The sequence below is a fragment of the Anabaena sp. FACHB-595 genome, from assembly GCF_048568275.1.
GTDB lineage: Bacteria > Cyanobacteriota > Cyanobacteriia > Cyanobacteriales > Nostocaceae > Trichormus.
Genome location: NZ_CP183473.1, coordinates 857,307 through 881,427, shown reverse-complemented (window position 1 = coordinate 881,427; position 24,121 = coordinate 857,307). Strand labels below are relative to the sequence as shown.

General features: G+C 41.3%; 24 protein-coding genes, 1 tRNA gene and 1 pseudogene. 11 read left to right on the top strand and 15 right to left on the bottom strand.

From position 1 onward, the window contains the following. Positions 1 to 111 precede the first annotated feature (111 nt). Positions 112 to 4,101: an eIF2A-related protein gene (locus ACN222_RS03765; protein ID WP_010994933.1), complete on the top strand. Its 3,990-nt coding sequence runs from the start codon at positions 112 to 114 to the stop codon at positions 4,099 to 4,101. 112 nt (positions 4,102 to 4,213) lie between these two features. On the opposite strand, the gene ACN222_RS03760 is transcribed toward ACN222_RS03765, so the two are convergent. The 4 genes from ACN222_RS03760 to ACN222_RS03745 form a co-directional block, all read right to left on the bottom strand. After that, on the bottom strand, positions 4,214 to 4,555 hold the full coding sequence (locus ACN222_RS03760; RefSeq protein ID WP_010994932.1) for a type II toxin-antitoxin system PemK/MazF family toxin: 342 nt from the start codon (positions 4,553 to 4,555) through the stop codon (positions 4,214 to 4,216). After that, a complete protein-coding gene (locus tag ACN222_RS03755) occupies positions 4,542 to 4,751 on the bottom strand; it encodes a hypothetical protein (RefSeq protein WP_010994931.1) in 210 nt (69 codons plus the stop codon). Before ACN222_RS03755 ends, ACN222_RS03760 begins: the two co-directional genes overlap by 14 nt. 153 nt (positions 4,752 to 4,904) lie before the next feature. Then, entirely contained in the window at positions 4,905 to 5,171 is a 267-nt protein-coding gene (locus tag ACN222_RS03750) for a BrnA antitoxin family protein (RefSeq protein WP_010994930.1), read from the bottom strand. Continuing rightward, positions 5,155 to 5,430 carry a BrnT family toxin gene (locus tag ACN222_RS03745; RefSeq protein WP_010994929.1) on the bottom strand — a complete coding sequence of 92 codons (276 nt, stop codon included), beginning with the start codon at positions 5,428 to 5,430 and terminating at the stop codon, positions 5,155 to 5,157. Before ACN222_RS03745 ends, ACN222_RS03750 begins: the two co-directional genes overlap by 17 nt. Before the next feature lie 57 nt (positions 5,431 to 5,487). Between ACN222_RS03745 and ACN222_RS03740 the strand changes: the two genes are divergently transcribed. Further along, positions 5,488 to 5,871, top strand: a complete 384-nt coding sequence (locus ACN222_RS03740) for a hypothetical protein (RefSeq protein ID WP_010994928.1) — start codon at positions 5,488 to 5,490, stop codon at positions 5,869 to 5,871. Further along, complete coding sequence (locus tag ACN222_RS03735; protein WP_010994927.1) at positions 5,868 to 6,263, top strand: type II toxin-antitoxin system VapC family toxin; 396 nt, start codon at positions 5,868 to 5,870, stop codon at positions 6,261 to 6,263. Before ACN222_RS03740 ends, ACN222_RS03735 begins: the two co-directional genes overlap by 4 nt. A gap of 146 nt (positions 6,264 to 6,409) precedes the next feature. Here the strand turns inward: ACN222_RS03735 and ACN222_RS03730 are convergent, their stop codons facing one another. From ACN222_RS03730 to ACN222_RS03720, 3 genes are all read right to left on the bottom strand, one after another. Beyond that, complete coding sequence (locus ACN222_RS03730) at positions 6,410 to 8,044, bottom strand: NuoF family protein (protein ID WP_010994926.1); 1,635 nt, start codon at positions 8,042 to 8,044, stop codon at positions 6,410 to 6,412. A gap of 310 nt (positions 8,045 to 8,354) precedes the next feature. After that, positions 8,355 to 8,849, bottom strand: a complete 495-nt coding sequence (hoxE, locus tag ACN222_RS03725; RefSeq protein WP_010994925.1) for a bidirectional hydrogenase complex protein HoxE — start codon at positions 8,847 to 8,849, stop codon at positions 8,355 to 8,357. A 90-nt stretch (positions 8,850 to 8,939) separates the two neighbouring features. After that, positions 8,940 to 9,482: a universal stress protein gene (locus tag ACN222_RS03720; RefSeq protein WP_010994924.1), complete on the bottom strand. Its 543-nt coding sequence runs from the start codon at positions 9,480 to 9,482 to the stop codon at positions 8,940 to 8,942. A gap of 249 nt (positions 9,483 to 9,731) precedes the next feature. On the opposite strand from ACN222_RS03720, the gene rpsO reads away from it, so the two are divergent. The 5 genes from rpsO (at position 9,732) to ylqF (ending at position 13,412) form a co-directional block, all read left to right on the top strand. Next, on the top strand, positions 9,732 to 10,001 hold the full coding sequence (rpsO, locus tag ACN222_RS03715) for a 30S ribosomal protein S15 (protein WP_010994923.1): 270 nt from the start codon (positions 9,732 to 9,734) through the stop codon (positions 9,999 to 10,001). Positions 10,002 to 10,013: 12 nt separating this feature from the next. Beyond that, positions 10,014 to 10,484 carry a PAM68 family protein gene (locus ACN222_RS03710; RefSeq protein WP_010994922.1) on the top strand — a complete coding sequence of 157 codons (471 nt, stop codon included), beginning with the start codon at positions 10,014 to 10,016 and terminating at the stop codon, positions 10,482 to 10,484. A gap of 263 nt (positions 10,485 to 10,747) precedes the next feature. Further along, positions 10,748 to 11,806, top strand: coding sequence for a 3-deoxy-7-phosphoheptulonate synthase (gene aroF, locus ACN222_RS03705; RefSeq protein WP_010994921.1), 1,059 nt, complete (start codon positions 10,748 to 10,750; stop codon positions 11,804 to 11,806). 253 nt (positions 11,807 to 12,059) lie between these two features. Next, a complete protein-coding gene (locus ACN222_RS03700; protein WP_044520716.1) occupies positions 12,060 to 12,443 on the top strand; it encodes a VOC family protein in 384 nt (127 codons plus the stop codon). Between the two features lie 87 nt (positions 12,444 to 12,530). Beyond that, positions 12,531 to 13,412 (top strand): ribosome biogenesis GTPase YlqF, encoded by an 882-nt coding sequence (gene ylqF, locus ACN222_RS03695; protein WP_010994919.1) that lies wholly within the window; start codon positions 12,531 to 12,533, stop codon positions 13,410 to 13,412. Between the two features lie 127 nt (positions 13,413 to 13,539). Here ylqF and ACN222_RS03690 read toward each other — a convergent pair whose 3' ends face one another. Both ACN222_RS03690 and ACN222_RS03685 read right to left on the bottom strand, forming a co-directional pair. Next, the gene (locus tag ACN222_RS03690) at positions 13,540 to 14,523 is read right to left on the bottom strand and encodes a LamG domain-containing protein (protein ID WP_231865551.1); all 984 of its coding nucleotides are present in this window, start codon (positions 14,521 to 14,523) and stop codon (positions 13,540 to 13,542) included. Between the two features lie 159 nt (positions 14,524 to 14,682). After that, positions 14,683 to 15,024: pseudogene (locus ACN222_RS03685) on the bottom strand (VanZ family protein); the annotation flags it as partial. Positions 15,025 to 15,472: 448 nt separating this feature from the next. Here ACN222_RS03685 and ACN222_RS03680 point away from each other — a divergent pair. Beyond that, the gene (locus ACN222_RS03680) at positions 15,473 to 17,113 is read left to right on the top strand and encodes an adenylate/guanylate cyclase domain-containing protein (protein WP_010994917.1); all 1,641 of its coding nucleotides are present in this window, start codon (positions 15,473 to 15,475) and stop codon (positions 17,111 to 17,113) included. A 108-nt stretch (positions 17,114 to 17,221) separates the two neighbouring features. On the opposite strand, the gene rpsU is transcribed toward ACN222_RS03680, so the two are convergent. The 6 genes from rpsU to ACN222_RS03650 all read right to left on the bottom strand — a co-directional run bounded on the left by rpsU (position 17,222) and on the right by ACN222_RS03650 (position 21,812). After that, entirely contained in the window at positions 17,222 to 17,410 is a 189-nt protein-coding gene (gene rpsU, locus ACN222_RS03675; protein WP_010994916.1) for a 30S ribosomal protein S21, read from the bottom strand. Between the two features lie 130 nt (positions 17,411 to 17,540). After that, positions 17,541 to 17,849, bottom strand: coding sequence for an RNA recognition motif domain-containing protein (locus tag ACN222_RS03670; protein WP_010994915.1), 309 nt, complete (start codon positions 17,847 to 17,849; stop codon positions 17,541 to 17,543). 206 nt (positions 17,850 to 18,055) lie between these two features. Then, entirely contained in the window at positions 18,056 to 19,582 is a 1,527-nt protein-coding gene (locus ACN222_RS03665; protein ID WP_010994914.1) for a slipin family protein, read from the bottom strand. 43 nt (positions 19,583 to 19,625) lie between these two features. After that, positions 19,626 to 20,207 carry a YdeI/OmpD-associated family protein gene (locus ACN222_RS03660; protein WP_010994913.1) on the bottom strand — a complete coding sequence of 194 codons (582 nt, stop codon included), beginning with the start codon at positions 20,205 to 20,207 and terminating at the stop codon, positions 19,626 to 19,628. Positions 20,208 to 20,602: 395 nt separating this feature from the next. Further along, a tRNA-Asn gene (locus ACN222_RS03655) sits at positions 20,603 to 20,677 on the bottom strand. Between the two features lie 208 nt (positions 20,678 to 20,885). After that, positions 20,886 to 21,812 (bottom strand): carbohydrate ABC transporter permease, encoded by a 927-nt coding sequence (locus ACN222_RS03650; protein WP_010994912.1) that lies wholly within the window; start codon positions 21,810 to 21,812, stop codon positions 20,886 to 20,888. 202 nt (positions 21,813 to 22,014) lie between these two features. On the opposite strand from ACN222_RS03650, the gene trxB reads away from it, so the two are divergent. Together trxB and ACN222_RS03640 are read left to right on the top strand one after the other, a co-directional pair. Next, positions 22,015 to 23,385, top strand: a complete 1,371-nt coding sequence (gene trxB / locus ACN222_RS03645) for a thioredoxin-disulfide reductase (protein ID WP_044520713.1) — start codon at positions 22,015 to 22,017, stop codon at positions 23,383 to 23,385. 84 nt (positions 23,386 to 23,469) lie between these two features. Further along, entirely contained in the window at positions 23,470 to 24,108 is a 639-nt protein-coding gene (locus tag ACN222_RS03640) for an acetoacetate decarboxylase family protein (protein ID WP_044520712.1), read from the top strand. Positions 24,109 to 24,121 lie beyond the last annotated feature (13 nt).

Genomic DNA, 24,121 nt, shown 5'->3' with positions numbered 1-24,121 from the left:
TTTAACTGAACTGTATTGACTTACATAACAAAAGCTTTTGAGGTTGTTTCGTAATTATTTTTTTTCAGAAGAAATAATTAGATAACCGAAATTGGAGAAATTGAAAAAGTAATGGTTGACAATTACGAATACCAAGTTGGAGCAAGTCTCCCCCCGGATGCGCCTAGTTATGTGGTGAGGAAAGCCGACTCTGATTTTTATCAAGCTTTGAAAGCGGGTAAATATTGTTACGTCTTTAACTCACGCCAAATGGGTAAATCGAGCTTGAAAGTTCGCGTGATGCAAAGACTTGTCAACGAAGGGGTGGCTTGTTCCAGTATTGATGTTTCTGGGCAGGGTAGCAAAGATAACGTCACCCAGGAACAATGGTATACAGGTATTGTTTCCAAAATTGTCAAGGATTTGCAAATTGCCAAACCCATCGAATTTCGTCGGACTTGGTGGCGCGATCGCCATGATATTTCTCCCGTGCAGAGGTTTGACGAATTTATTGAGGATGTACTTCTGTCATCTATCCAAAGACATATTATTATCTTTGTTGATGAAATTGATAGTACCCTGAGTTTAGGATTTGCGAGCGAAGATTTTTTTGCTCTGATTAGAAGTTGTTATAACAAACGTGCTGAAAATCCAGCTTATAAACGGTTGACCTTTGCTTTATTAGGAGTAGCAACCCCCGGTGATTTAATCCAAGATAAAACCCGAACCCCCTTTAATATTGGCGAAGCAATTGAGTTAGATGGATTTAAGATTCACGACATTGAACCTTTAGCCAAGGGATTAGCAGGAAAAGTAGAAAATCCCCAAGCTGTGATGCAAGAGGTTTTAGCTTGGACGGGGGGACAGCCATTTTTAACTCAGAGAGTTTGTGAATTATTGGGGAAAGCTTTAAGTATTGAAAAGCGAGATTTTAGGTCTGTTGATGAAAATCAGATTATTGAATTAGTTAAAGAAATTATTCACAATCAAATTATTGATAATTGGGAAGCAAACGATAAACAAGAGCATTTAAAAACGATTCGAGACAGGTTACTAATTAGCGAGGAAATTTCTGTTGCTTTGCTGGGGTTATATCAGCAGATTTTACAACAGGTAGAAATGACTGCTGATAGTAGCTTTGAGCAGATGCGCTTGCGTTTGACTGGTTTGGTAGTACAGCAGCAAGGTAAATTAAGGGTTTATAACCAGATTTATAGGAATGTTTTTGATTTAAGTTGGGTTGAGAATGAGTTAGGTAAGTTACGCTTTTATGCTGATAAATTAAGGGCTTGGGTAGAGAGTAATTATCAGGATAATACTTGCTTATTGTGGGGAGAAGATTTAGAAAAAGCTCGTGTTTGGGCGGATGGAAGAAAGTTAAGCGATGTTGATTATCGGTTTTTATCTGCGAGTGTGGAAGCTGAGTTAAATCAGAAGGTTGTGAAGGCGGAAACTAGACAAAATCAAGCTTTACAGGAAGAAGAAAAGGCAAAGCAGCGATTAACAGAAGTCGAGAGAAAAATAAACATTGGTGGAGGTATTTTAGCTTTATTTGTTGTTGGGGCAATAGTAGCAGCAATTGGGGCGATTAGTGCAAACATAGAACGACAACAAGCCCAAGTTGTCACAGATTTAGAGCGGTCATCGGCTGATTTATTGCGCTTGCGTGGGAATGTGGGATTGGATAATTTAGTTGAGGCGATGAGGTCTGTAAAGCAATTAAAACAGTTAGTTAAAAATGGTAATCAACTAAAAGATTACCCAACTGTTAGCCCTATATTAGCCTTGCACAATACTTTAGAATATAACCGCGAGATAAATCAATTAAAAGATGACCGTCGAGTTCAGAAGCAAGTATTTAGTCCTGATACTAAAATTGTTGCGAATATTTCAGATGACGGTACTACCAAGCTGTTGAACTTGCAAACAGGGACAATTACTACTCTCAAACATGACAAAAAGGTCAACAACGTAGCATTTAGTCCCAATGGTCAAATTGTTGCTACTGCTTCGGATGACGGTACTGCTAAGTTGTGGAATCTACAAGGTGGAAAAATAGCTACTTTCAAACATAACAAGGAGGTTAACGATGTAGCATTTAGCCCCGATGGTAAAACTGTTGGTACTGCTTCATGGGATACTGCCAAGTTGTGGAACCTCCAAGGAGGGGAGATAGCTACTCTTCAATATGACTCATTAGTACAAAATATAGTATTTAGTCCTGACGGTAAAAATGTTGCCATTGCTTCATACGACAGCGATGTCAAGCTGTGGAATCTGCAAGGAAAGGAAATTGCCACTATCATACATAACAAAATGACAAAATATCTTTCCGTTGTTAATAATCTATTTTTTAGTCCTGATGGTAAAGTTGTTGCGACTACTTCGCGGAGGGATGCAACTACTAAGCTGTGGAACTTGCAGGGAAAAGAAATTGCCACTTTCAAATATTATCCTGATATAGGAATCAAGAACTCAGTATTTAGCCCTAATGGTAAAGTTGTTGCCATTTATTCAGATGATAAAACAGTTAATTTGTACAACCTCCAAGGAAATACCATCGCAACTCTTAAACATAACGATAAGGTCGAGGATATAGTATTTAGTCCTGACGGTAACACTGTTGCAACTGTTTCATCCTATGTACATGACGGAACAGTCAATTTGTGGAACCTTAAAGGAAATATCATCGGAACTTTCAAGCATCAGGGTCTATTTCAAGATATTAGCCGTTTAGAGTTTAGTCCTGACGGTCAGACTATTGCAACTGCTTTACTTGATAATACTGCCCATTTGTGGAACCTCCAAGGGAAAAAAATAGCAATTTTCACGCATTATAGCCAAGTCTTAAACTTAGCATTTAGCCCTGATGGTAGAACTATCACCACTGCTTCATCGGACGGTACAGCCAAGTTATGGAACCTGCAAGGTGGGAACATTCGTATCCTCAAACATAACGATCAGATTAACAATATAGTATTTAGCCCTGACGGAAAAACTGTTGCTACTACTTCATACGATGGTACTGCAAAGCTGTGGAACCTTCAAAAAGGCGAAATTGTCACTCTCAAACATGATGGCGTAGTCAACGATGCAGTATTTAGCCCTGATGGTAAAACTATTGCTACTACTACTTCAAGTGATAAAACAGTTAAGTTGTGGAACCTACAAGGTCAGTTAATTGCTACTCTCAAACACAAGTATGAGCCTGACAAAGAAGTAGTATTTAGCCCTGACAGTAATATCATTGCCACATCTGATGACACAGCCAAACTGTGGAATCTTCAAGGTCAATTAATTGCTACTCTCACAAATGAGGGTGGAGTTCGTGAAGTAATATTTAACCCTGATGGCAAGTCTGTTTTAACTACTTCTTATGAGAATGCAAAGTTGTGGAATCTAGAAGGACAAGAAATTGCGACTTTCAAACACAAGCATCTAGGGGAAGTAGTATTTAGCCCTGATGGTCATACAGTTGCTACTGCTTCAGTGTATCGTGATTCAGATATTAGCGGATCTGTGAAGTTGTGGAACCTTAAAGGTGAGGAAATTATCACTCTCCAGCATGGTAGTTTTAGCGATGTATTATTTAGTCCTGATGGTAAGACTATTGCCACGGTTTCAACGTTGAGTAATACTGCCAAATTATGGAATCTGCAAGGAAGGGAAATAGCTACTCTCACACATGATGGTTGGATCAACCATATATCATTTAGTCCAGACGGCAAGACTATTGGTATTCGTTCAGGGGATAAAACAGTCAAGTTATGGAATTTACGAGGGCAGGAGATTGCCACTCTCAAGCATAACAGTTCAACTATAGTCAGCGATCCAATATTTAGCCCTGATGGTAAGACTATTGCCACTGTTTCACTAGATCGTACTGTGCGTCTGTGGACTGAGGTAAGAGATGGTTCTTGGCAGCAGTTTGCTGAATATCAAAGTAGGCGTGTAGTATTCAGCCCGGATAATAAATTAATTGCCATTGAAGGTAATTATTTTGTGCAGTTGCGTCGGGTTCAAAGTTTAGATAGCTTACTAGCGCGAGGTTGCAACGATTTAAAAGAATACCTCGCTTCCCGTCCTGATTTGCGAAAAGAAATTTGCCCTGATAATAAATAGCCACGCTACGCCTGAGTGATGTAGGAGAAGTGCGATCGCAAAGGTGATCGAATTTATGAGGCTTTGGTTTGATATGCGATCGCCTTAGTGATGTTGAGAAGTGCGATCGCATCTAGCCGCCCAAAATAATCTGTAAAAGATTATGTAACGCTTGAGTGTCAACTTCCTGGAGTTCTCCTAACTTCTTAATTACCAGCATCTTATCAATGGTAGTTAAAACTGGTTTGATAATAGAAGGTTTTAACAAACCTGCTGCTTTCCACTCAGTAATTGTCATTTCAGCAAAAGAAGTTACGGGATTAGTAGTACTTGTGACAGCTATTAATATTAAATCAGAACGCTGACGTTGATAATCGGTAGAACTGACAACAACAGATGGACGTTTTTTAGTAGTTGTTTGGTCGGTGAAGGGAAAGGGTACTAAGATAACATCCCCGAATTTATAATTTGTCATATTCTGCGTCGTCGGGGTTGTCCCAAATTCTTTGCAGAACTGGTTCAGAAAGCTTTGTTGCAGCTAAAGTCAAATTGTATTCCTCATTTTTCTGGGATAAAGAATCAATGAATCTTTCAACTAATACCACTTGTTCCGGAACTAGCTGACGGATTTTACCGATTAATCTTTGTTGTGGTATGTTATCAGTCTGCATTATTTACACCACCTTTGCTCACTTATTATGCCTTTATGATAGCTGAACGCAGTTTTTACTAGACCATGAGTTTATGCGTTAGCGTTCGCGCAGCGTTCCGCAGGAAAGCTGAACGAAGTTCTAGCTGGCGCGACGTAAGTCTTTCGTTTATTTTTAGCCTATTTTCTCCAATAGTGCTTCATTGATAACCGTTTGATAGCCTATCCCTCGCTTTTCTGCTTCTTCCTTTGCCCAGGCTATGATTTTAGGATGAAATCTGATTGAAATCGGCTCATACTTTTCCTCTTCATCCTTAGCCGGTCGTCCGCGCTTCCTGAGTGTAACCCCAAACTGATCTGCGATCGCATCTCTGAATTTTTGATTTTCTTCTGGTGTAACTCGTCTTGCTTTGTCAAAAGGAAACTCAGATTCCTGATTCATATTGTTGACACTCCCTTTTGGTCGCTTTTCTTGCGCTAATTATCCTGATTCGCTCACCTCGCATGGTAAAAACAACCACAACAATTGACCCATCTTCCGCTTCACCAATTGCCCATTCCCTTTCTTCTCCCTGAGAATGAATAGAGTCTTCCGTAAACATGAGATACGGGTCGGCAAAAACTGTTACAGCTTCCTCGAATTTGATACCGTGTTTCAAAAAATTTGATTCGGCTTTGTTGTCGTCCCACTCAAAGCCCATTTATAGTATATACCAAAAATATTGTCTTTGCCATCCTACAACGACTGGGACTTTGGGATGAAGTGCATAGATGCGATCGCATTTGGTTTTTGGAGAGTGCGATCGCGTTATGTGTCATCGGACAGATTGGAGAGTTCCGCTAAAATAAATAACACAGTCATTAGGGGCAAAGCTATGAGCAATCAAGAACTAGAGCAACAACTTCTCAGCCTCGACTTAGCAGAAAGGATTCGCATCTTTCAAATTTTAGCTCAAAGTCTTACAGTGCAATCATCACCCCCATCTCCAACCCCTGATGCAATTGATTTAAAGAGCGATAGCGAAGCGCTGCTGCTTTCAGCAGATCGCTCTCCTCAGCATCCCCTACGCAAAATCCCCTTGACAATTCCTCCAGATTTTGACGAACCCATGCCTGAATTATGGGATGCTTTGGGACAATGATTTTGCTAGACACCCACATTTGGCTGTGGTGGCTCCATTCCCCAGAACAACTTTCTGAGAGTGGACGTACCCTATTAACCATAGGCGAAAACCAAAATGCCCTTATTGTTTCTGCTATTTCTGTTTGGGAAATTGCAATCAAGCATAGTAATGGGAAACTACCACTCCCCCTTCCCATCAATGAATGGTTTGCGCTGGCAAAAACTCGACCTGGAATTACTATAGAACCACTCGATCCACTTGATGCAATTACTAGTACCCAATTACCTGGCGACTTCCACAAAGACCCAGCTGATCGTATTATTGTTGCGATCGCCTACCGCCGCAATATAGAACTCATGACCTGCGATCAAAAAGTTCTCAACTATCCACACATCAAAACAATTTGCTGAGTGCGATCGCGTGTGTGATGTTGGGAAAGCGCGATCGCTTTTTGGTTTTTGGAGAGTGCGTTAGCGCAGCTTAACGAAGTTATCGCCTGTGTAATGTTGGGAAAGCGCGATCGCTTTTTGGTAGTTTTGAGGAGTGCGATGTCTAATTAATCTGTTGAATTTAGAGAAACGGCTCCTACAGCTATCAACGCCAAATATTCATCGCGGAAATAGTGCAATGTACTAAATACCGGATTAGGCGCAGACTGACCTAGACCGCACAAGCTGGTATTTTTTACCATATCGCACAGTTCTTCTAACAGTTCTAAGTCAGCAAGTGAAGCCTTACCTTCCCGAATCTTGCTCAATAATCCATGTAGTTGTACCGTCCCCACCCGGCAAGGAATACACTTACCGCAGGATTCATCCATACAAAATTCCATAAAAAATCGGGCAACATCTACCATGTTGGTGGTGTCATCCATGACAATCATCCCACCAGAACCCATCATGGAACCCAAGTTAGTTAAAGATTCGTAGTCTACAGGAGTATCAAAAGCCGAAGCGGGAATACATCCCCCAGAAGGGCCACCTGTTTGTACAGCTTTGGCAACACCACCATCGGGAATACCACCACCCATTTCTGCCACTATTTGCCGCAAGGATGTACCCATTGGCACTTCAATTAAGCCTGTGTTGCGGATTTTGCCAGCGAGAGCAAATACTTTTGTCCCTTTACTTTTAGCCGTGCCGATACTAGCAAACCAGTCCGCACCTTTACGAATAATGGGGGCAATATTGGCGAATGTTTCGACGTTATTAATTAAAGTAGGATAACCCCATAAACCAGATTCAGCCGGGTAGGGAGGACGGGGATGAGGGACACCGCGTTTACCTTCAATGGAAGCCATCAAGGCTGTTTCTTCGCCGCATACATAAGCCCCTGCACCGATGCGGATATCGATTTTAAAATCAAAGGGAGACTCAAATATATTACTACCTAACAAACCGAGCCTTTGGGCTTGATGAATGGCAGTGTGTAGGCGTTTGATGGCAATGGGATATTCTGCCCTGACATAAATATAACCTTGACTAGCACCGACAGCATAGGCAGCGATCGCCATTCCTTCCAATACCCGATGCGGATCACTTTCCAACACACTCCTATCCATGAAAGCCCCTGGATCTCCCTCATCTGCGTTACAGATGACAAATTTGCGCTCTCCCTTCGCCTTAGCCACCGTCGCCCATTTCAAGCCCGTGGGATAACCAGCACCACCACGCCCCCGCAAACCACTACGACTAACACTGTCTACAACTGCCGCCGGTGTCATCTCCCGCAACACTTGGTAAAGCCCCTGATAACCCTGAGCCGCAATATAAGCTTGAATCCTTTCTGGGTCAATTTTGCCACTATTCTCTAAAACAATTGGTGCTTGATAAGTAAAAAATGGCTGTTCTAAGTTAACAACTGACAATTGTGCCTCTTTCCCCTTCAAAGCACCAATAATTGCTGACGCATCTTCAGGCGTAACCTTCTCATAAAGCCTTTGTTTTGTTTTTTCTTCCCCACTCCCCTCTACCTCAACCAAAGGCCCCTGACAACACAAGCGCATACAACCAACACCAGAGACTTGTACCTCTCCCTCTAAACCTTCAGCCTTGACGGCCTGCTCTAACTGTTGTTGAACCGCTTGCGAATTCGCAGACAGACAACCAGCCGCCGTACAGCAGCGAATCTGCACAGGTTTCTGTTGAGAGCGTTCTTGTCTGCCAATGTCTAGTAATTCAGTCAGTTCCATGTTTTCTCTCAACTCTCCACAACAAGGCAACAAATTTAACAATTCAAAATTCAAAATTCAAAATTAAAGACAGTTGGATTTGGGGATTTAAACCCTTGAATTTACGATCAACTTGAAAACCCCTAGAAAACCAGGCTTTCTTAATTAGAACTTACGCATGAAAACGAAAGATCAAAAGTTTGGACAAGGGTATAGGAGTGTAGGGGTATCAGGGTATAAATTCTTGAACCCCTTACACCCAGTCTCAACAGATAACCTGTTTGCGTAAGTACTATTAATTTTGAATTTTGAATTTTGAATTTTGAATTTTTTATAGCCATCCTTGCACGCGCTCATTCACTGATTCTGGGGTTTGATTACCTAAGACTTTGCCATCAAAAACCACAGCCGGAGCAATCCCACAAGCACCCAAACACCGTGCCGTTAGCAGTGATAATTGACCATCAGCAGTAGTTTCCCCAGCGTGAATACGAGTAGCTTTTTCCAAATCTGCCAAAATTGCTGATGAGCCTTTCACATAACAAGCCGTACCTGTACACACCACACAACTATGGACTCCCTGGGGCGCTAGGGAAAATAAATGATAGAAAGTTGCTACCCCATACACTCGGCTAGGCGGTAGCTTCAAGCTATGGGCAATATAAAGTAATAAGTCGTTTTCTAAGTAACCAAACAGTTCTTGGGCTTTGTGAAGAATTTCAATTAATGCGTCTTGCTGATACTGGTGACGCTTGATAGCTGCATCTAGCATCTTCAAGCGTTTGTCACCACTGGGATGGGGATGAGGTGGCGTTGTGGTAGTCATGGGAAATTGGAAGTCGTTACTGGGTGTAAGGGTGTGAGGGTGTAAGGAAAAGAAAGATTTACCCCTATACCCTTACACCCCTATTTCTAACTATGCAGGTATTACCTGCGGTTGTTGAGTTGAATCCTGCGCTGATTCTGTATCCTTAACTCTGCCCAAATCATGCACTATATGCACTGAACAAGGGGTATGGTGCAGGACGTAATTACTGACACTGCCAAGGAAAAATTCTTTGACCCCTGATAAGCCCCGATGTCCCATCACAATTAAATCAGCATCCCAATTAGTGGCTAATTTACAGATGGTGCGACCAGGGTTGCCCAGGGTTTGGGAAAATTCAGTGGAAACTCCTTGGGTATTTGCTTTGGCACACAGAGTTTGCAACATCCGCACACCTTCATCTTTAAAGCTGTCCCATTGTTTTTGGTATATCTCAAAACTTTGACCGCTTAAACCAGGGTAGTAGTCATAACCAGAAACCATCGGTATATGCGGACTACCTTCTTCTTCTGGAGATAGGACGTGCAGCAGTAATAATTTGGCTTGTGTTGCTTTTGCTAAAACCAGTGCTTGTTCAAAAACTTGCTGCCCCATATCGGAGCGATCCAATGCAACTAAAATTTTTTTTAACATATCTACCTCTGAGGCGTGGAGAGTAATTTTTTACTCAGCACTCATAACTCAAGTTTTGACCTTATATCTATTGTTTATAGGAGAATAATTTGAGGAACTTGTGAGGGGAAATCATCCCAAATGCTTGACGAACCAGAGTACCCTCAACTCCTAGCCCCTATATTTCTGCAAAACACCACACAAATTAAGGGCTGTGATATGATGGGAGACTGCTGCATACATTTAGAATGAATATAAATTGAATCAATCATGGCTCTGACGCAACAGCGCAAACAAGAAATAATTAATAACTACCAAGTTCACGGAACTGACACCGGTTCTACCGATGTCCAAATCGCTATGCTGACTGAACGGATTAACCGCCTCAGTGAGCATCTACAAGCCAATAAAAAAGACCATTCTTCTCGTCGGGGATTACTAAAACTGATTGGTCATCGCAAGCGCCTTCTAGCTTACTTGCAACAAGAAAGTCGGGAAAAATATCAGGCTTTGATTGGTCGTCTTGGTATTCGTGGATAAGGAATACTCTTTATGCCTGCTGAAGAATCTGAACGCGGTCGTTTGCCTTTTGAACCAAAAAAAAAGCGCCAAAAACCTGCAAAAGCTCCCAGTAAGCCACAAGTACAGCTAAAAGAAGCCGACAAGCAGGACAAAAAGCAGCTACCTTACACTAAAGAAGAGATGGCAATTCCCCAAGTGGTAAGCCAAAGGATGATCCGCCGTGTAGCGGCATTCTGCGGTATACCAACAGCTTTGGGTATCACTACTTTGGTTTCTAGTTACCTGCTGACCATTTATTCTGATATCCAACTAGCTCCCATCGCTGTTTTATTGGTGAATATGGGATTTTTTGGTTTGGGGGTTTTGGGGATCACCTATGGTGTTCTATCTGCCTCTTGGGATGAAGAAAGAACTGGTAGTCTCTTGGGTTTAGGTGAATTTGGCACCAACTGGGGGCGAATGGTGGAAGGTTGGCGCGAAACGCGGCAAAAAAAGGTGTGAAAAACGGCGCTCAAGTGTTCAGATAACTGTCTTGTTGGGTAAGTTTTCCAGTCGATGTTGAAGTTTACACTTGAATAACTTCAACATTACTAAGTAAACATTAATAATCATCAACTAAACCCAATAGACGGTCATAAAAGCACTGAGCGCTTGTGTTTTTTATATTTATTAAACCTATATTTAAATCGTTGAGGAAGTCACCAATTAATATATAAGAACCAAGGTGACTGAGAACTGATCACTATATAAATAGGGATTTTTATATGATAGTAGTCATGAAAGTCGGTTCCCCAGAAGTGGAAATCAACCGGATTAATGATGAATTAACCAGTTGGGGGCTGACACCAGAAAAAATTATCGGCAAACACAAAGTAGTAATTGGCTTAGTAGGTGAAACCGCCGACTTAGACCCCTTACAAATTCAAGAAGTTAGCCCTTGGATTGAGCAAGTATTACGGGTAGAACTGCCTTATAAACGCGCTAGCCGCCAATATCGTCACGGTGAAGCCTCGGAAGTAGTGGTTAATACTCCAGATGGTTCCGTGGTATTTGGTGAAAACCAAGCCTTGGTGGTGGTTGCTGGCCCCTGCTCTGTGGAAAATGAGGAAATGATTATTGAGACGGCGCAACGTGTCAAGGCAGCCGGCGCTAAGTTTTTACGCGGTGGTGCATACAAGCCCCGTACTTCACCTTACGCTTTTCAAGGTCACGGCGAAAGTGCTTTGGAATTGTTGGCAAAGGCGCGGGATGTTAGCGGTTTGGGTATCATCACTGAAGTAATGGACGCGTCAGAACTGGATATTATTGCAGAAGTGGCTGATGTCATCCAGGTAGGTGCAAGAAATATGCAGAATTTCTCCCTACTGAAAAAAGTAGGGGCGCAACCAAAACCAGTATTACTGAAGCGAGGAATGGCAGCTACTATCGAAGATTGGTTGATGGCAGCCGAGTACGTTCTAGCAGCAGGTAACCCTAATGTAATTTTGTGCGAACGAGGTATTCGTACTTTTGACCGTCAATATACACGTAATACTTTAGATTTGTCGGTAGTTCCAGTATTGAGGAAATTAACTCACCTACCAATTATGATTGATCCCAGTCATGGTACGGGTTGGGCTGAGTATGTGCCATCAATGGCAATGGCAGCGATCGCAGCTGGTACTGATTCTTTGATGATTGAAGTACACCCCAATCCTAAAAAAGCCCTATCCGACGGGCCACAATCCCTCACACCAGAACATTTCGACCGCTTAATGCAGGAATTAGCCGTTATTGGTAAAGCTGTAGGACGCTGGCCACAACCAGCAGTTGTAACTGCATAAACTGAATTAATAAGTTAATAGGACTTACGCATGAAAACGAAAGATCAAGGGTTGGGAGAAGGGTATAGGGGTGTAGGGGTATAAATGTTTGAAGCCCTTACACCCTTACACCCGGTCTCAACAGACAACCTGTCTGCGTAAGTCCTAGTTAATCAAAGTGCGAAAATCAACAGGAGTATTGAGCATAATTGATACTTCTGTGACAATTTATACTCTAGCGACTCAACAGCAGACGCTATATTCATCAATAATTATGGGTTTTCACTACACAAATGCACTAATCACTCTCGCAACACTCAATATTAATCAATTGATGACCTTTTACACTAACTTCTTAGAACAACAACCAATAACTTCCATACCCAATGTGTATGCCGAGTTTCATGTCGCTGGAATGCGATTAGGTATTTTTAAACCTAAACAGACTCACGAGTCAGAATTTCAAAATTCAACTAAAAGTAAGGTGAGTTTGTGTTTAGAAGTTAGTAATTTAGAAGCAGCGATCGCACATATCACCGATTTAGGTTATCCACCGCCAGGAGAAATTGCGATCGCTTCCCACGGTAGAGAAATTTACGCCTACGACCCAGATGGCAACCGTCTGATTTTACATCAAGGCATCACAGGTAATAATTAGAAGTGAGGTTCAAAACCGCGTCCCTTGTGCGCGGCTGTCTTTAATTTTGAATTTTGAATTGATTCATACTCCCCACTCCCTCAAATTATGGGCTTAACTGATAACTACAAATTAAATTTAATCCAATGGTATCCGGGGCATATTGCCAAGGCGGAAAAGAATCTTAAAGAACAGCTATCGCGGGTAGATGTGGTATTTGAGGTTAGAGACGCGCGGATTCCCTTGGCTACCCATCATCCACAAATAGATGAGTGGGTAGGAAATAAGGCGCGAATTTTGGTATTGAATCGATTAGATATGATACCTCCACAGGTGCGATCGCTGTGGATAGATTATTTCCAAAATCGCGGTGAAGTCCCTTATTGTACCAATGCCCAACATGGTCAAGGTGTAGTTGGTGTGGCAAAAGCAGCCCAAGCCGCAGGGGTAGAACTGAATCAAAGAAGACGCGATAGAGGAATGCTACCTCGTGCAGTGCGAGCAGTGGTAATCGGCTTTCCTAACGTTGGTAAATCAGCCTTAATCAACCGTTTATTAGGAAAACGCGTTGTAGAAAGTGCTGCTCGTCCTGGGGTAACGCGTCAACTACGCTGGGTGCGAATTTCTGACCAGTTGGAACTGTTGGATGCTCCTGGAGTCATCCCCGTTAAATTGGGTAATCAAGAAGCAGCAGTGAAACTAGCAATTTGTGACGATATTGGTCAAGCATCTTACGACAATCAGCTAGTAGCTGCGGCCTTGATTGATCTAGTCAATTCACTCCAAGAACAAGCCGGTGAGTTATTACCAAAATCACCCCTATACACACGGTACGAACTCGACCCTACACCCCACACAGGAGAAGGGTATTTACACGCGCTAGCAGAATATCGCCACAAGGGGGATGTGGAAAGAACGGCAAGGCAATTGTTAACTGACTATCGCAAAGGCTTATTAGGAACCCTACCTTTAGAGTTACCACCAATGTAAATCGCAGGAAGTGAACCACTGCTGACCTTTTTTGAATTTTGTTGGCGTAGCCTACTCTAGGAGTTCTCCGCAGGAATAGCCGTAGGGTATGAGTGAATTTTGAATTCCCGAAGGGATTGGCTGACCACTAACTGATCATTTTTAATCTAGCTGCCCGGATTCTCAAAAATATCATAGTCACTGCTGTAAAAGAGATACCAAGCAGTAAGTGTTTGATGCTGAAATCTTTGCCACTTTCACTAACTAAAATACCTTCTAACATCAAAGAAGGTATCAAGATTCCACTATAAAATAAAATTCTATAAAATATTAATTTTTTTCTAGCTAGGAAAGTGATTATTCCTAAACCTATTCCTAAAGGCATGAAAGTGAGTGCATAATAGAAAATTCGCTGCTCTTTGGGAATTAAATCCAGCAAGTTAAAAGAGTGAAAATTTTCTAGTTTGTCTATATATACTTGGATGTTTCCTCTGGAATAGGTGATAACAAGATGATGAAGATAAGTGTCTGTAAATACATTAGGTATATTTAGTTTCAATTCTGTGCCATTTTCTCCCGTAAGGGGTGTACGTAAGCGGAAATCTAGACTATTTCCCTGCTGTCCTAGCGTCCAATTGCGGCGTTGAGAACTACCAGAAACAGAAATAATTCGTGCCGGGCCTTTCTGGTCTACATTGGTAGTGGCGATCGCTGTACTAATAGTAAACTCCGATGTCTGACTCATTCTTTGGCTAAGATGGCTGACAGGAGTCGATGTTTTTAACCAATGATGAGCATCTAAAAATGCACCTTGGCTTTTTGGTGTACTGGCAGACCTTCCTTGCCATAATAGTTCTGGCTGATTACCTGTTTGGTCTTGATAGCAACATTCACCATTCAGTTTATAGTGAGCTACTAAAGAATTACCGAGCTTATGCAAGTAATTGGCATCAGCCAAAGTTTGTGATGCCTCATTTTTGGATATAGCTCTATCAACAATAGAGATTTCCGATACATATCCTGCCCATGCTTTATTACCTGTAATTTCATTACCAACACTTAAGTAATAGTTTCTATCCCAATTACTTAAATTAGTTGTACCTTGCCAGAGTAGCGAGATCAACAATGTCAAAATTAAATATCCACAGAAAAAACAAATAATTAGTTTAGATGATTTACTTACTCGACTTGAGTCTAATTTTTCTACTGTACTACTGAAACTTTTTGCATTCCAAATAGAAAAACAAATAAACCCAAATAAGCCCCCTAAACTATTATTCAATAAATCAGCAGGCGTGGGACTTCTAGAGGGTAAGAATATCTGGAGAAATTCAACTGTTAATGACAAGCCAAAGCTTACCAAAATTACAAAGAGAATTTGTAATGTAATTTTTCTGATTGACTTTTGGCATAAATTACCGAAACTCCAACCCACAGGTAGAAATAATAAAATATTATTAACCTGGTCTTGGAAAGAACTTGAGTTATTAAAGCTGGCAATAAGTTCAGTAATTGAAAATTTTACTATTTTTGAAAAATCAAATGGATAAAGAGTAGCTATTAATACAATAAAAACACTAATAAAGAAAAATAGCCAATTATGTTTTTGTGGGTTTTGTTGGCTTCTCACCATAAGGAATAACTGTTAATAATTACTGGTTAATACTCAGTATCTAAATTTAGATAATGCTCATGCTTATCTAATATTATTTGCTCAAATAAAATTTTGCTTTAGCAAATGTATTTTTTCTGTAAAGATATTATGAATTAAAGATAAAGATATTTACTGATACTTAAAATATGAATTCTATTTTGGTTATTAATAAACATTGTATAACCCAAGACAAAATGAGATTAATTTATATATATACAGGTGATATTTAGAGAAGATTAAGTAATTTCTCTGAGTCACCCCTCATAGAGCTTTAAAAAGTTTTCAATATAATAGATGCGTAATAATTACTACATATAGTTGTCGATCTTCATTAAGAATGCCATAAAGAAAAGGTAAAGACTATCCTTCTATTCTTTGCCTTAGACAACTTTGTGTTCCCATCTGCCAGGATACATATATTACACCCATGACTGAACTGACTTTACGCTTACAACAAGGAGATACGGAAACAACTGTTACCGTGAATCGAGATGTGTTCACAATTGGTCGGTTGCCGGAATGTAATTTATACTTACCGTTCGCTGGTGTTTCTCGTAAGCACGCTCAATTGGTAAAAAAAGCCGATGGTAAATGGATAATTGAGGATCTGGGTAGTAAAAACGGAACACAAGTTAATCAAAGCATTGTTAGCCATCCACGACAGTTGCAGCATGGTGATGTCATTTGGTTGGGGAATGTGAATTTAGTCGTGCTGCTTCAAACACCTCTGACAGTAGTCTCGATTAAGCCAGTACAGCCTTCTGATGTTGGCGAACAAAGAACCATTTTTCGCAGTGCCAAGCAATTACAACAGCAATGGATAGAAGCTAATAGTGATGATGGTGACATCAGCAATAAGAATAAAACAATTGCCCGGCTCAAGGACTTAGTAGACATCGCCAAAAATCTGTGTGCAGCTGCATCCATTGAGGAAATCTTTTTTCAGGTGCAACAGGTTGTATTTCGTTACCTCGGTAGTATTGACCGTTTAGCATTATTAATTGATGTCAATGGTTGCGGTCATTTAGAGCTAGTCAATGCTGGTACTAGAAGTAAAACTCAGCAGCAATACTTATTAGCTGATGCTAGTTGGATTAGTCGTAGTATTTGTCAAAAGGTATTTGAAGAAAAAATCGTCATCCAAACTGCTGACACGCACAAAGATGAGCGGTTTTCTAGTGAACACAGCATTTTACTCAAAGGCATTCGTAGCGCGATGGCTGTACCGTTATGGGATGAAAATAAAGTTGTAGGCGTGCTTTATGCTGATGCTCATTTATCTTCTTATCACTGGGAGAGAGATGGTGAAGAAGAACTCAGCTTTTTTTCCGCTTTGGCAAATCTTGTGGCTTCTAGCGTCCAGCGTTGGTTATTAGCAGAGAAACTGAAAACAGAAGAAGTCATTCGCCATCGCCTAGAACGCTATCATTCCCCGGCTGTCGTCCAACAATTGATTTCTATTGGTGGTTTACCAGATGGTCGCTTACCCCCGGCGGAAAGCGAAATCAGTATTTTGTTTGCTGATTTAGTGGGTTTTACAGCTATTTCCGAAAGGTTAACACCAACAGCGATCGCTCAATTATTAAATAATTTATTTGAAGAGATGTTGCAAGAAGTGTTTGCCTGTGGCGGCACTTTAGATAAATATATCGGTGATTGTATCATGGCATTTTTTGGCGCGCCCGAACCCCAAGCAGACCACGCCGATCGCGCCACGGCTGCGGCTAAAGCTATGCTCATTCGGATGGAACATCTCAACGCCAATGGTTTCTGGCAAGAACCCCTACAGTTGCGTATAGCCATTAACAGTGGTAAGGCTGTTGTTGGGGATGTTGGTAGTTCTCAACGGGTAGAGTACACAGCCTTAGGCGGAACAATTAATTTAGCTGCGCGTATGGAAGCAATCTGTCCACCTAGCGAATGCGTCATTAGTGAAGCCACTTATGAATTACTTTCACAACGTTATGATTTTCAAAAAATGGGAGATTATCGTTTTAAAGGAATTGATAGATTAGTCAAGGTTTATCAAACAAAACTACAACAGGTAACAACAATTATTAATCATTAGTTACGTGTCATTCCTGATTTTTCTACCTTTTTCCTCTTCTGAGCTAAATCGCCAAAAGAAAACCCTCATAAGCACTATGAGGGTTTTCTTTTGTCTCTATGTCATCCTTTAGGTGCGGAAACGTCTTTTGCTCTGCTTGTGCAAGGCAAGTTTTTTGCGCTTGCTTTTTTCAATAGGCGTTTCAAAGTGACGGTGCTTCCTCATGTCTTGAAAAATTCCCGCTTTGGAAACTTCTCGCTTGAATCGGCGTAAGGCTGACTCTATGTGTTCATTCTCACCCACTACTATTTGGGTCATTATCTCTCCTGCTAAATTAGCTTAATTAATGGCTCATAATGGTAAGCCGTCCAGTTGACTCAAGTTTAAAAAAAAGGCGTACTCTTTGTCTAATCTGAAAATCGGCCACAAAAATTTCAGCTTTAAAAGCTTAGTAGCGGTTGCGTCCACCGCCTCCACCATATCCTCCCCGATTACCACCAGAAGGACCTCGGTCTTCTCTGGGCTTGGCTTTGTTAACTTTTAGGTCACGTCCCATCCATTCAGCACCATCAAGAGCTTCGATAGCGGCTGCTTCTTCAGCTTCACTGCCCATTTCCACAAAACCAAAGCCCCGTGGTTGTCCTGTTTCGCGGTCAGTAGGTAGTTGAACACGTTTTACAGTACCGTATTCTGCAAAAACAGCGCTCAAGGTGTCTTGAGTAACTTCGTACGAGAGGTTGCCTACGTAAATTGACATTGATGGTCTCCAAAATTGTTACTGTCTAGAGATGTAAATTTCGGAGAAAAGCCTGTAAATACTAAAAGGGAAAAGCCCGTCAATACTAAAAACAAAGATACTCACCGAATTAACTCTCCTTTTCTAGGATGACATAGAAGCCAATTCTCTGCATCTATCTTAGATAATTAGTTACGTAGGATTGTAAATTATCGAAAATAGAGCTTTTAATTGGGATTAATCCGAATTAATTCCGTCAAGATGCTGTCCAAGCTGCCATTTACTTGGATTTTCTCAATTTTCTCAGCAATTCGCTCTAGCACCTCCAACTCCTTCAAACGCAAGGCTACGGGGTTATCTTCCATGACCCTGGCGGTATTCAACATACTGCGAGTGGCAGCAGTTTCTTCACGACGACGAACTACGTTAGCTTGGGCAGCTTTTTCGGCTTCCACTACTTTGCTCAAAATCGTTTTAATTTCGCCAGGGAGAATAATATCTTTGACTCCAACCGAATCTACCTCAATTCCATAGTCAGCAGTTTTCTGACGAATATATTCAAAAATACTTCTATCAATTGTGCCTTTATCCTCCAGTAAAGCATCCAAACTCCTCTCTCCCACAGCACCACGTAAGGCAAACTGCAATTCTTTATATAAATAATTAAGAATATCTGATAAGCCGTTTCTGGCTCTCAAGGGGTCAAGAAGGCGGTAGCCAGCAGTTAAGTTCAAACGTAAGGGTACTTTATCTTTAGAGAGGATATCTTGCCCGGATACTTCCAAAGTTTGTTGACGTAGGTCAAAGACTTCCGTTTGCCAAGAACGTCCAAACAACCACCAGGCGTGTTTCCCTGAGGGGAGTTGTGCTTGAAATTCTTGATTAATGTATAGCAAGCCAATGTGTTGTGGTGGAACTTCGCAAAGGTGTAAATAATTGTGGCTCAAGGCTACAACCTCTCGTGAACCAGAAACTAATTCAGCAATAAGGGAGGTTGGCAATTTAGCATCAGTACTGATGTCAATCACTTCTACTTCCACACCTTGCCAGAATAGCTTGCGGGTGGTTGGTGGTAGGATGGCGATGACTTTACCTTGATAACGAGCGATCGCTACTTGTTGACTCTGTAACTGTACCGTTTCGCAATAAGTAGCCACAAAATCAGGGTGTTGCTCAATCAAAATTTCTTCTAAGGGAAAGTCTGGATTAGGGATAAGACGACTGATAGTCCGTACCGAAACATCTCGATCAACCGACCAGAAAGCGTACTCTCCTGTGGAGAGCGATCGCACAAAGTTGTTCTGCACGTACAGCAAACCAAGCTCATACTCAGAAACGGGGAACTTCTTAATTCCACTCAAAATAATTCCCCGTAGTTGCTGTACAAACTCAGCAGGTAATTCCAAATTTGTTTCCAAATTGAAAAAATGAGCTTGTACCTCAATAAAACCGCGCCAAAACACCCGCAGTTGATTAGGTAAAACACTAAGCCAAGTTTGCCCACATCTAACTAAAGCAGCTTGATTAAATGCTGTCCTGACTATTAGTAAATGTTCCTGTAATTCTGCACTGTGATTTCGCAGCAATAATTCCAAATTCTCAATCTTAGCTTCAGGTTGATTGAGGTCATAAGTTTTAACTTGCCAATGCCTACCAAAATAAATGTAAGTCCCTGGCTGTAAAATTTTTTTGAAATCACTCCGATGATATAAAATCCCGATTTCGTTAGGTTTAATATAAAATGTTTTCCACATATAAATTTATATAGATAACTGGGAAATGACGAAACAAATACATTTATAACTTAGGAAGTTTATTTTGTGCTGTTGAATTGATAGTTTGCTCAATTCGCTTCAATCTTGTTTCTGGACGTTTAGCGCTAGCAATCCAGGAGAGAATATTTTTTTTCGATGAGTTACTTAATCCCAAAAAATATTGATTAGCCGTTTCATTTGCTGCTAAGGCTTGTTGTAAATCCTCTGGAATAATTAATGCTTCTATGTCATCTAACTTAGTCCATGAACCATCTTGTTTTGCGGCTGCAATCTTCGCTAAACCAGCCTCAATCATCAAACCTTGCTCACTCAGTTCTTGGATATATTGTTTATTTAATTTTGACCATACACTTTTCGGTTTCCGAGGAGTAAATATCTGCATATAACGTTCTTCATCTAAAGATTTAACTTTACTGTCAATCCAACCAAAACATAAGGCTTCTTTGACTGCTTCATTATATTTAATACTTGGTTTACCACTTTTGACTTTGTAATAAATTAGCCATACACCAATAGATGTTTGATAGTTTTTCTCTAACCATTCCCGCCATTCTTGGCGATCGCTGGCTTGGAACGTTTGTAATTGATTATCAAAGTTGGGCATAGCAGTAACTTATGAATAAAGAAGTTGATATCCTATCAAGCTCGTTTATACTACACATACTACACTATATTTTAAAACTCTGCAAATGTAGGTGTTTACAGTTCAGTTGCGGGCGAATATGTCTCCAAAACTGGATTAAGATTGCTGCTGCTTGCGTCTAGAATACCCAAGGGTCATCTAAAAATAGACAACAGCATCAAATATGTCGTTCAGTCTGCCTAAATAGGAAACCGAAGGAACATACTCAAGTTAGAGAGAGAAAATCCGCTCTAGCTCCTTCACTGCTACTACTGAACATCACCAAGTGATGGCCAATAGTAAACCTACATCACAGAGTTTTTCTAAAGTTAAATGGGCTACTTTTGCAGAGTAGTGTCTTTTGACCCGGACAGGGTTGGGAGAAAGTATAGGAGTTGAACCTACAACATATCGATTAACAGTCGATCGCTCTACCACTGAGCTAACTTTCGGTGTGTTTGATGTAGCATAAGCTTTATCGGCTCTGCCACTGACCTTATCAAACGGGGTAAAATAGTAACTTATTACTTTGCGGTATACGCTCAATCCAGAGGTTGGCGCACCAGTCGGGTATACAGAACCCAAACCATAGCTCGGCAAATGTATTACTATCTTGTAACCCAATGTAGCATAGGAAAATTTAAGGCGGTAGTCTAAGTATTAAACTAGACCGTCTCCCCCTGGTGGACTAATCACTAACCGCAACACTGATAAAGCCAAAATTATCAAAAATAGTACGAGTCCAATGGTGCAGGCGTAGCTGATTTCTAAATTACTGAAGGCTTGCTCATATAGATAATAAACAATGGTTTTCGAGCTATTGAGTGGCCCGCCTTGAGTCATGATATACACTTCCTCAAACACCTTAGTAGCGGAAATCGCGGAAATTACTGCTACTAGTGCTAAATAAGGTTTCATTAAAGGGATGGTAATATCCCAATGTTTACTAATCCCATCTGAGCCATCAATGGCGGCGGCTTCATACACATCTGCGGGAATTGATTGCAACCCAGCTAGATAAATCACCATGTAATAGCCTAGTCCTTTCCATATCGTCACAGCCATGACGCTGGCTAGAGAAATTGGTACAATCCCGAAAATTTTAGCGGAAGTTGTGAGCCAGGGAATTCCTTCTGGGAAAAGACCGATGGTTTTTAGCAACTGATTAAGTAAGCCATTTTCGGCGTATAGCCATTTCCAAGCGATACCAGCAACCACCATAGAAATTACTACTGGCGTGTAGTATGCGGCTCTAAACCAATTAATTCCGCGTAGTTTTTGATTAACTAAAATTGCCAACCCTAGAGGCGCAATCACCAAAATCGGCACTACAGCAACAAGATAAAGAAATGTATTTTCTAAAGTTTTCCAAAAAACGGCATCTTTCCACAACCGAAGAAAGTTTTTAAAACCTATCCACTGCGGCGGTTGGCTTAAGTCTTCGTAGCTAGTAAAACTCAGGTAAAAGGCTTGCAATGCTGGCCAAAAGACAGTTAACCCCAACAAAACCAAAGCAGGTAGCAAGAACAGATAAGGAGTCAGCTGCCGCTTGATGACTGTCCAATCTTTAACTGTCAATTGATTCATAAAAGCGTTTTATATCTGCTACATAGAAAAGCTAATTCATATTACACGAACAGTTGCCACTGATTCCGCAGGAAGATGGGCGAAAAGCCAATAGCTATCTTGAAGTGGCTCAAGCTAGTAGATGTTTTCTTGTCACTCCCCTTGCCGATCTGATATGTTATGCTATATTAAACGTAGTCGTTATGAGTTCGTTATAAATATTATGTCTAACCCAACTGTAGAAAACTTAGTCATTATTGGTTCTGGGCCAGCAGGGTATACAGCTGCTATCTATGCGGCGAGAGCTAACCTAAAACCCGTTGTATTTGAAGGTTTTCAAGCTGGGGGTTTGCCTGGTGGGCAACTCATGACAACGACGGAGGTAGAGAACTTTCCGGGGTTTCCCCAAGGGATTACGGGGCCGGAATTAATGGATAGGATGAAGGCTCAGGCAGAGCGCTGGGGGGCTGAGTTATATACTGAAGATGTTATATCAGTTGATTTGAGCCAACGTCCATTTACTGTGCGCTCAGAGGAAAGAGAAGTTAAGGCACACACTATTATTATTGCTACTGGTGCAACTGCCAAGCGTTTGGGTTTACCTAGTGAGCATGAATTTTGGAGTCGGGGAATTTCGGCTTGTGCAATCTGTGATGGTGCAACCCCGATTTTCCACGGTGCAGAGTTGGCTGTGATTGGTGCTGGCGACTCGGCGGCGGAAGAATCAATATATCTCACCAAGTACGGTTCGAAGGTTAATTTGTTGGTGCGTTCTGAAAAGATGCGGGCTTCTAAAGCGATGCAAGACCGCGTTTTGAGTAACCCCAAAATCCAAGTGCATTGGAACACAGAAGTTGTGGATGTGTTTGGTAATGGTCACATGGATGGGGTGAAAGTCCGCAATAATCAGACTGGGGAAGAAACCAACGTACACGCCAAAGGTTTATTCTACGCTATTGGTCACAAGCCCAACACTTCCTTATTTCAGGGACAACTAGAACTGGATGAAATTGGTTATGTTGTCACCAAACATGGTTCACCAGAAACCAGTGTAGAGGGTGTCTTCGCGGCGGGTGACGTACAAGACCATGAGTATCGCCAAGCAATTACGGCGGCTGGTAGTGGCTGCGCGGCAGCGCTATTAGCAGAGCGCTGGTTGTCTGCGAATGCGTTGATTCAAGAGTTCCATCAAGAAGCAACAATCAATAATGAGTTAGAAACTCAGCCAGTAGCGCAGAAAACCGAAGCGGAACAAGAAGCGGGATTTGATGTGAATGCAACTCGTCATGCTGGTGGTTATGCTTTAAGGAAATTATTCCATGAAAGCGATCGCCTACTCATTGTCAAATATGTCTCCCCTGGTTGTGGGCCTTGCCATACCCTCAAGCCAATCTTAAATAAAGTGGTTGATGAATTTGACAGCAAAATCCACTTTGTGGAAATCGATATCGACCAAGACCGCGATATTGCCGAAAATGCTGGGGTAACCGGCACACCAACTGTTCAGTTCTTTAAGGATAAAGAACTGGTGAAAGAAGTTAAAGGTGTTAAGCAAAAGAGTGAGTATCGCCTGTTGATTGAAGGTAATCTTTAGGGAATAGGAATTGGGGATTGGGTAAGATTATCTCTACTACTTAGTACCCAATACCCATCATCCTTTTACGTGGTAAATAAAGCTATGCCATATCCACTAGCACCTTGGACACTTAAAGGTTTTGCTATCGAAACTTTGCATTTGGTGAATATTGACCAAGTGCGCTCACTAATTCCCACCGGGTTAAACCTGTTCTCTGTCTGGCCGGGTAAAACCATCGCCACAGTATATCTATCATCTTACGGTTCTGGCTCGGTGCTGGAGTATAGCGAGTTAATTGTAGCTTTAGCTGTGGTGGCTGATAAGGGAAAAATCGGTGGTTGGATTTCTCATATATATGTAGATAATGCTGACTCTGTAGCTGGCGGTCGAGAAATTTGGGGATTACCAAAGGAATTTGCCGAATTTACTTGGCAGGAAAAATCCGTTACAGTCCATCAGGGAAACCAACAATTGTGTACTCTTAACTACGACCAACAAAGTTTGGCATGGCGGCAAAAGTTAGCTGTACCGGGTTTTAGTAGGCTGGCTAACGATTTACTGACATTTACTGCTAAATTTGAAGCTTTAGTTGGTTTTATAGGCTCTAGCTTGGATGTTCCTACTACCAGCCCTTTTTCTAGTATGGGCTTAGGTAATTCTTTTTTAACCGTGCGTTCTGAGCAGATGACCTTACAGGTGGACGCACCGAAAGTCCTGGGAGTAGGGAATGGTAAATGTTAGAAATTGGGGCAGA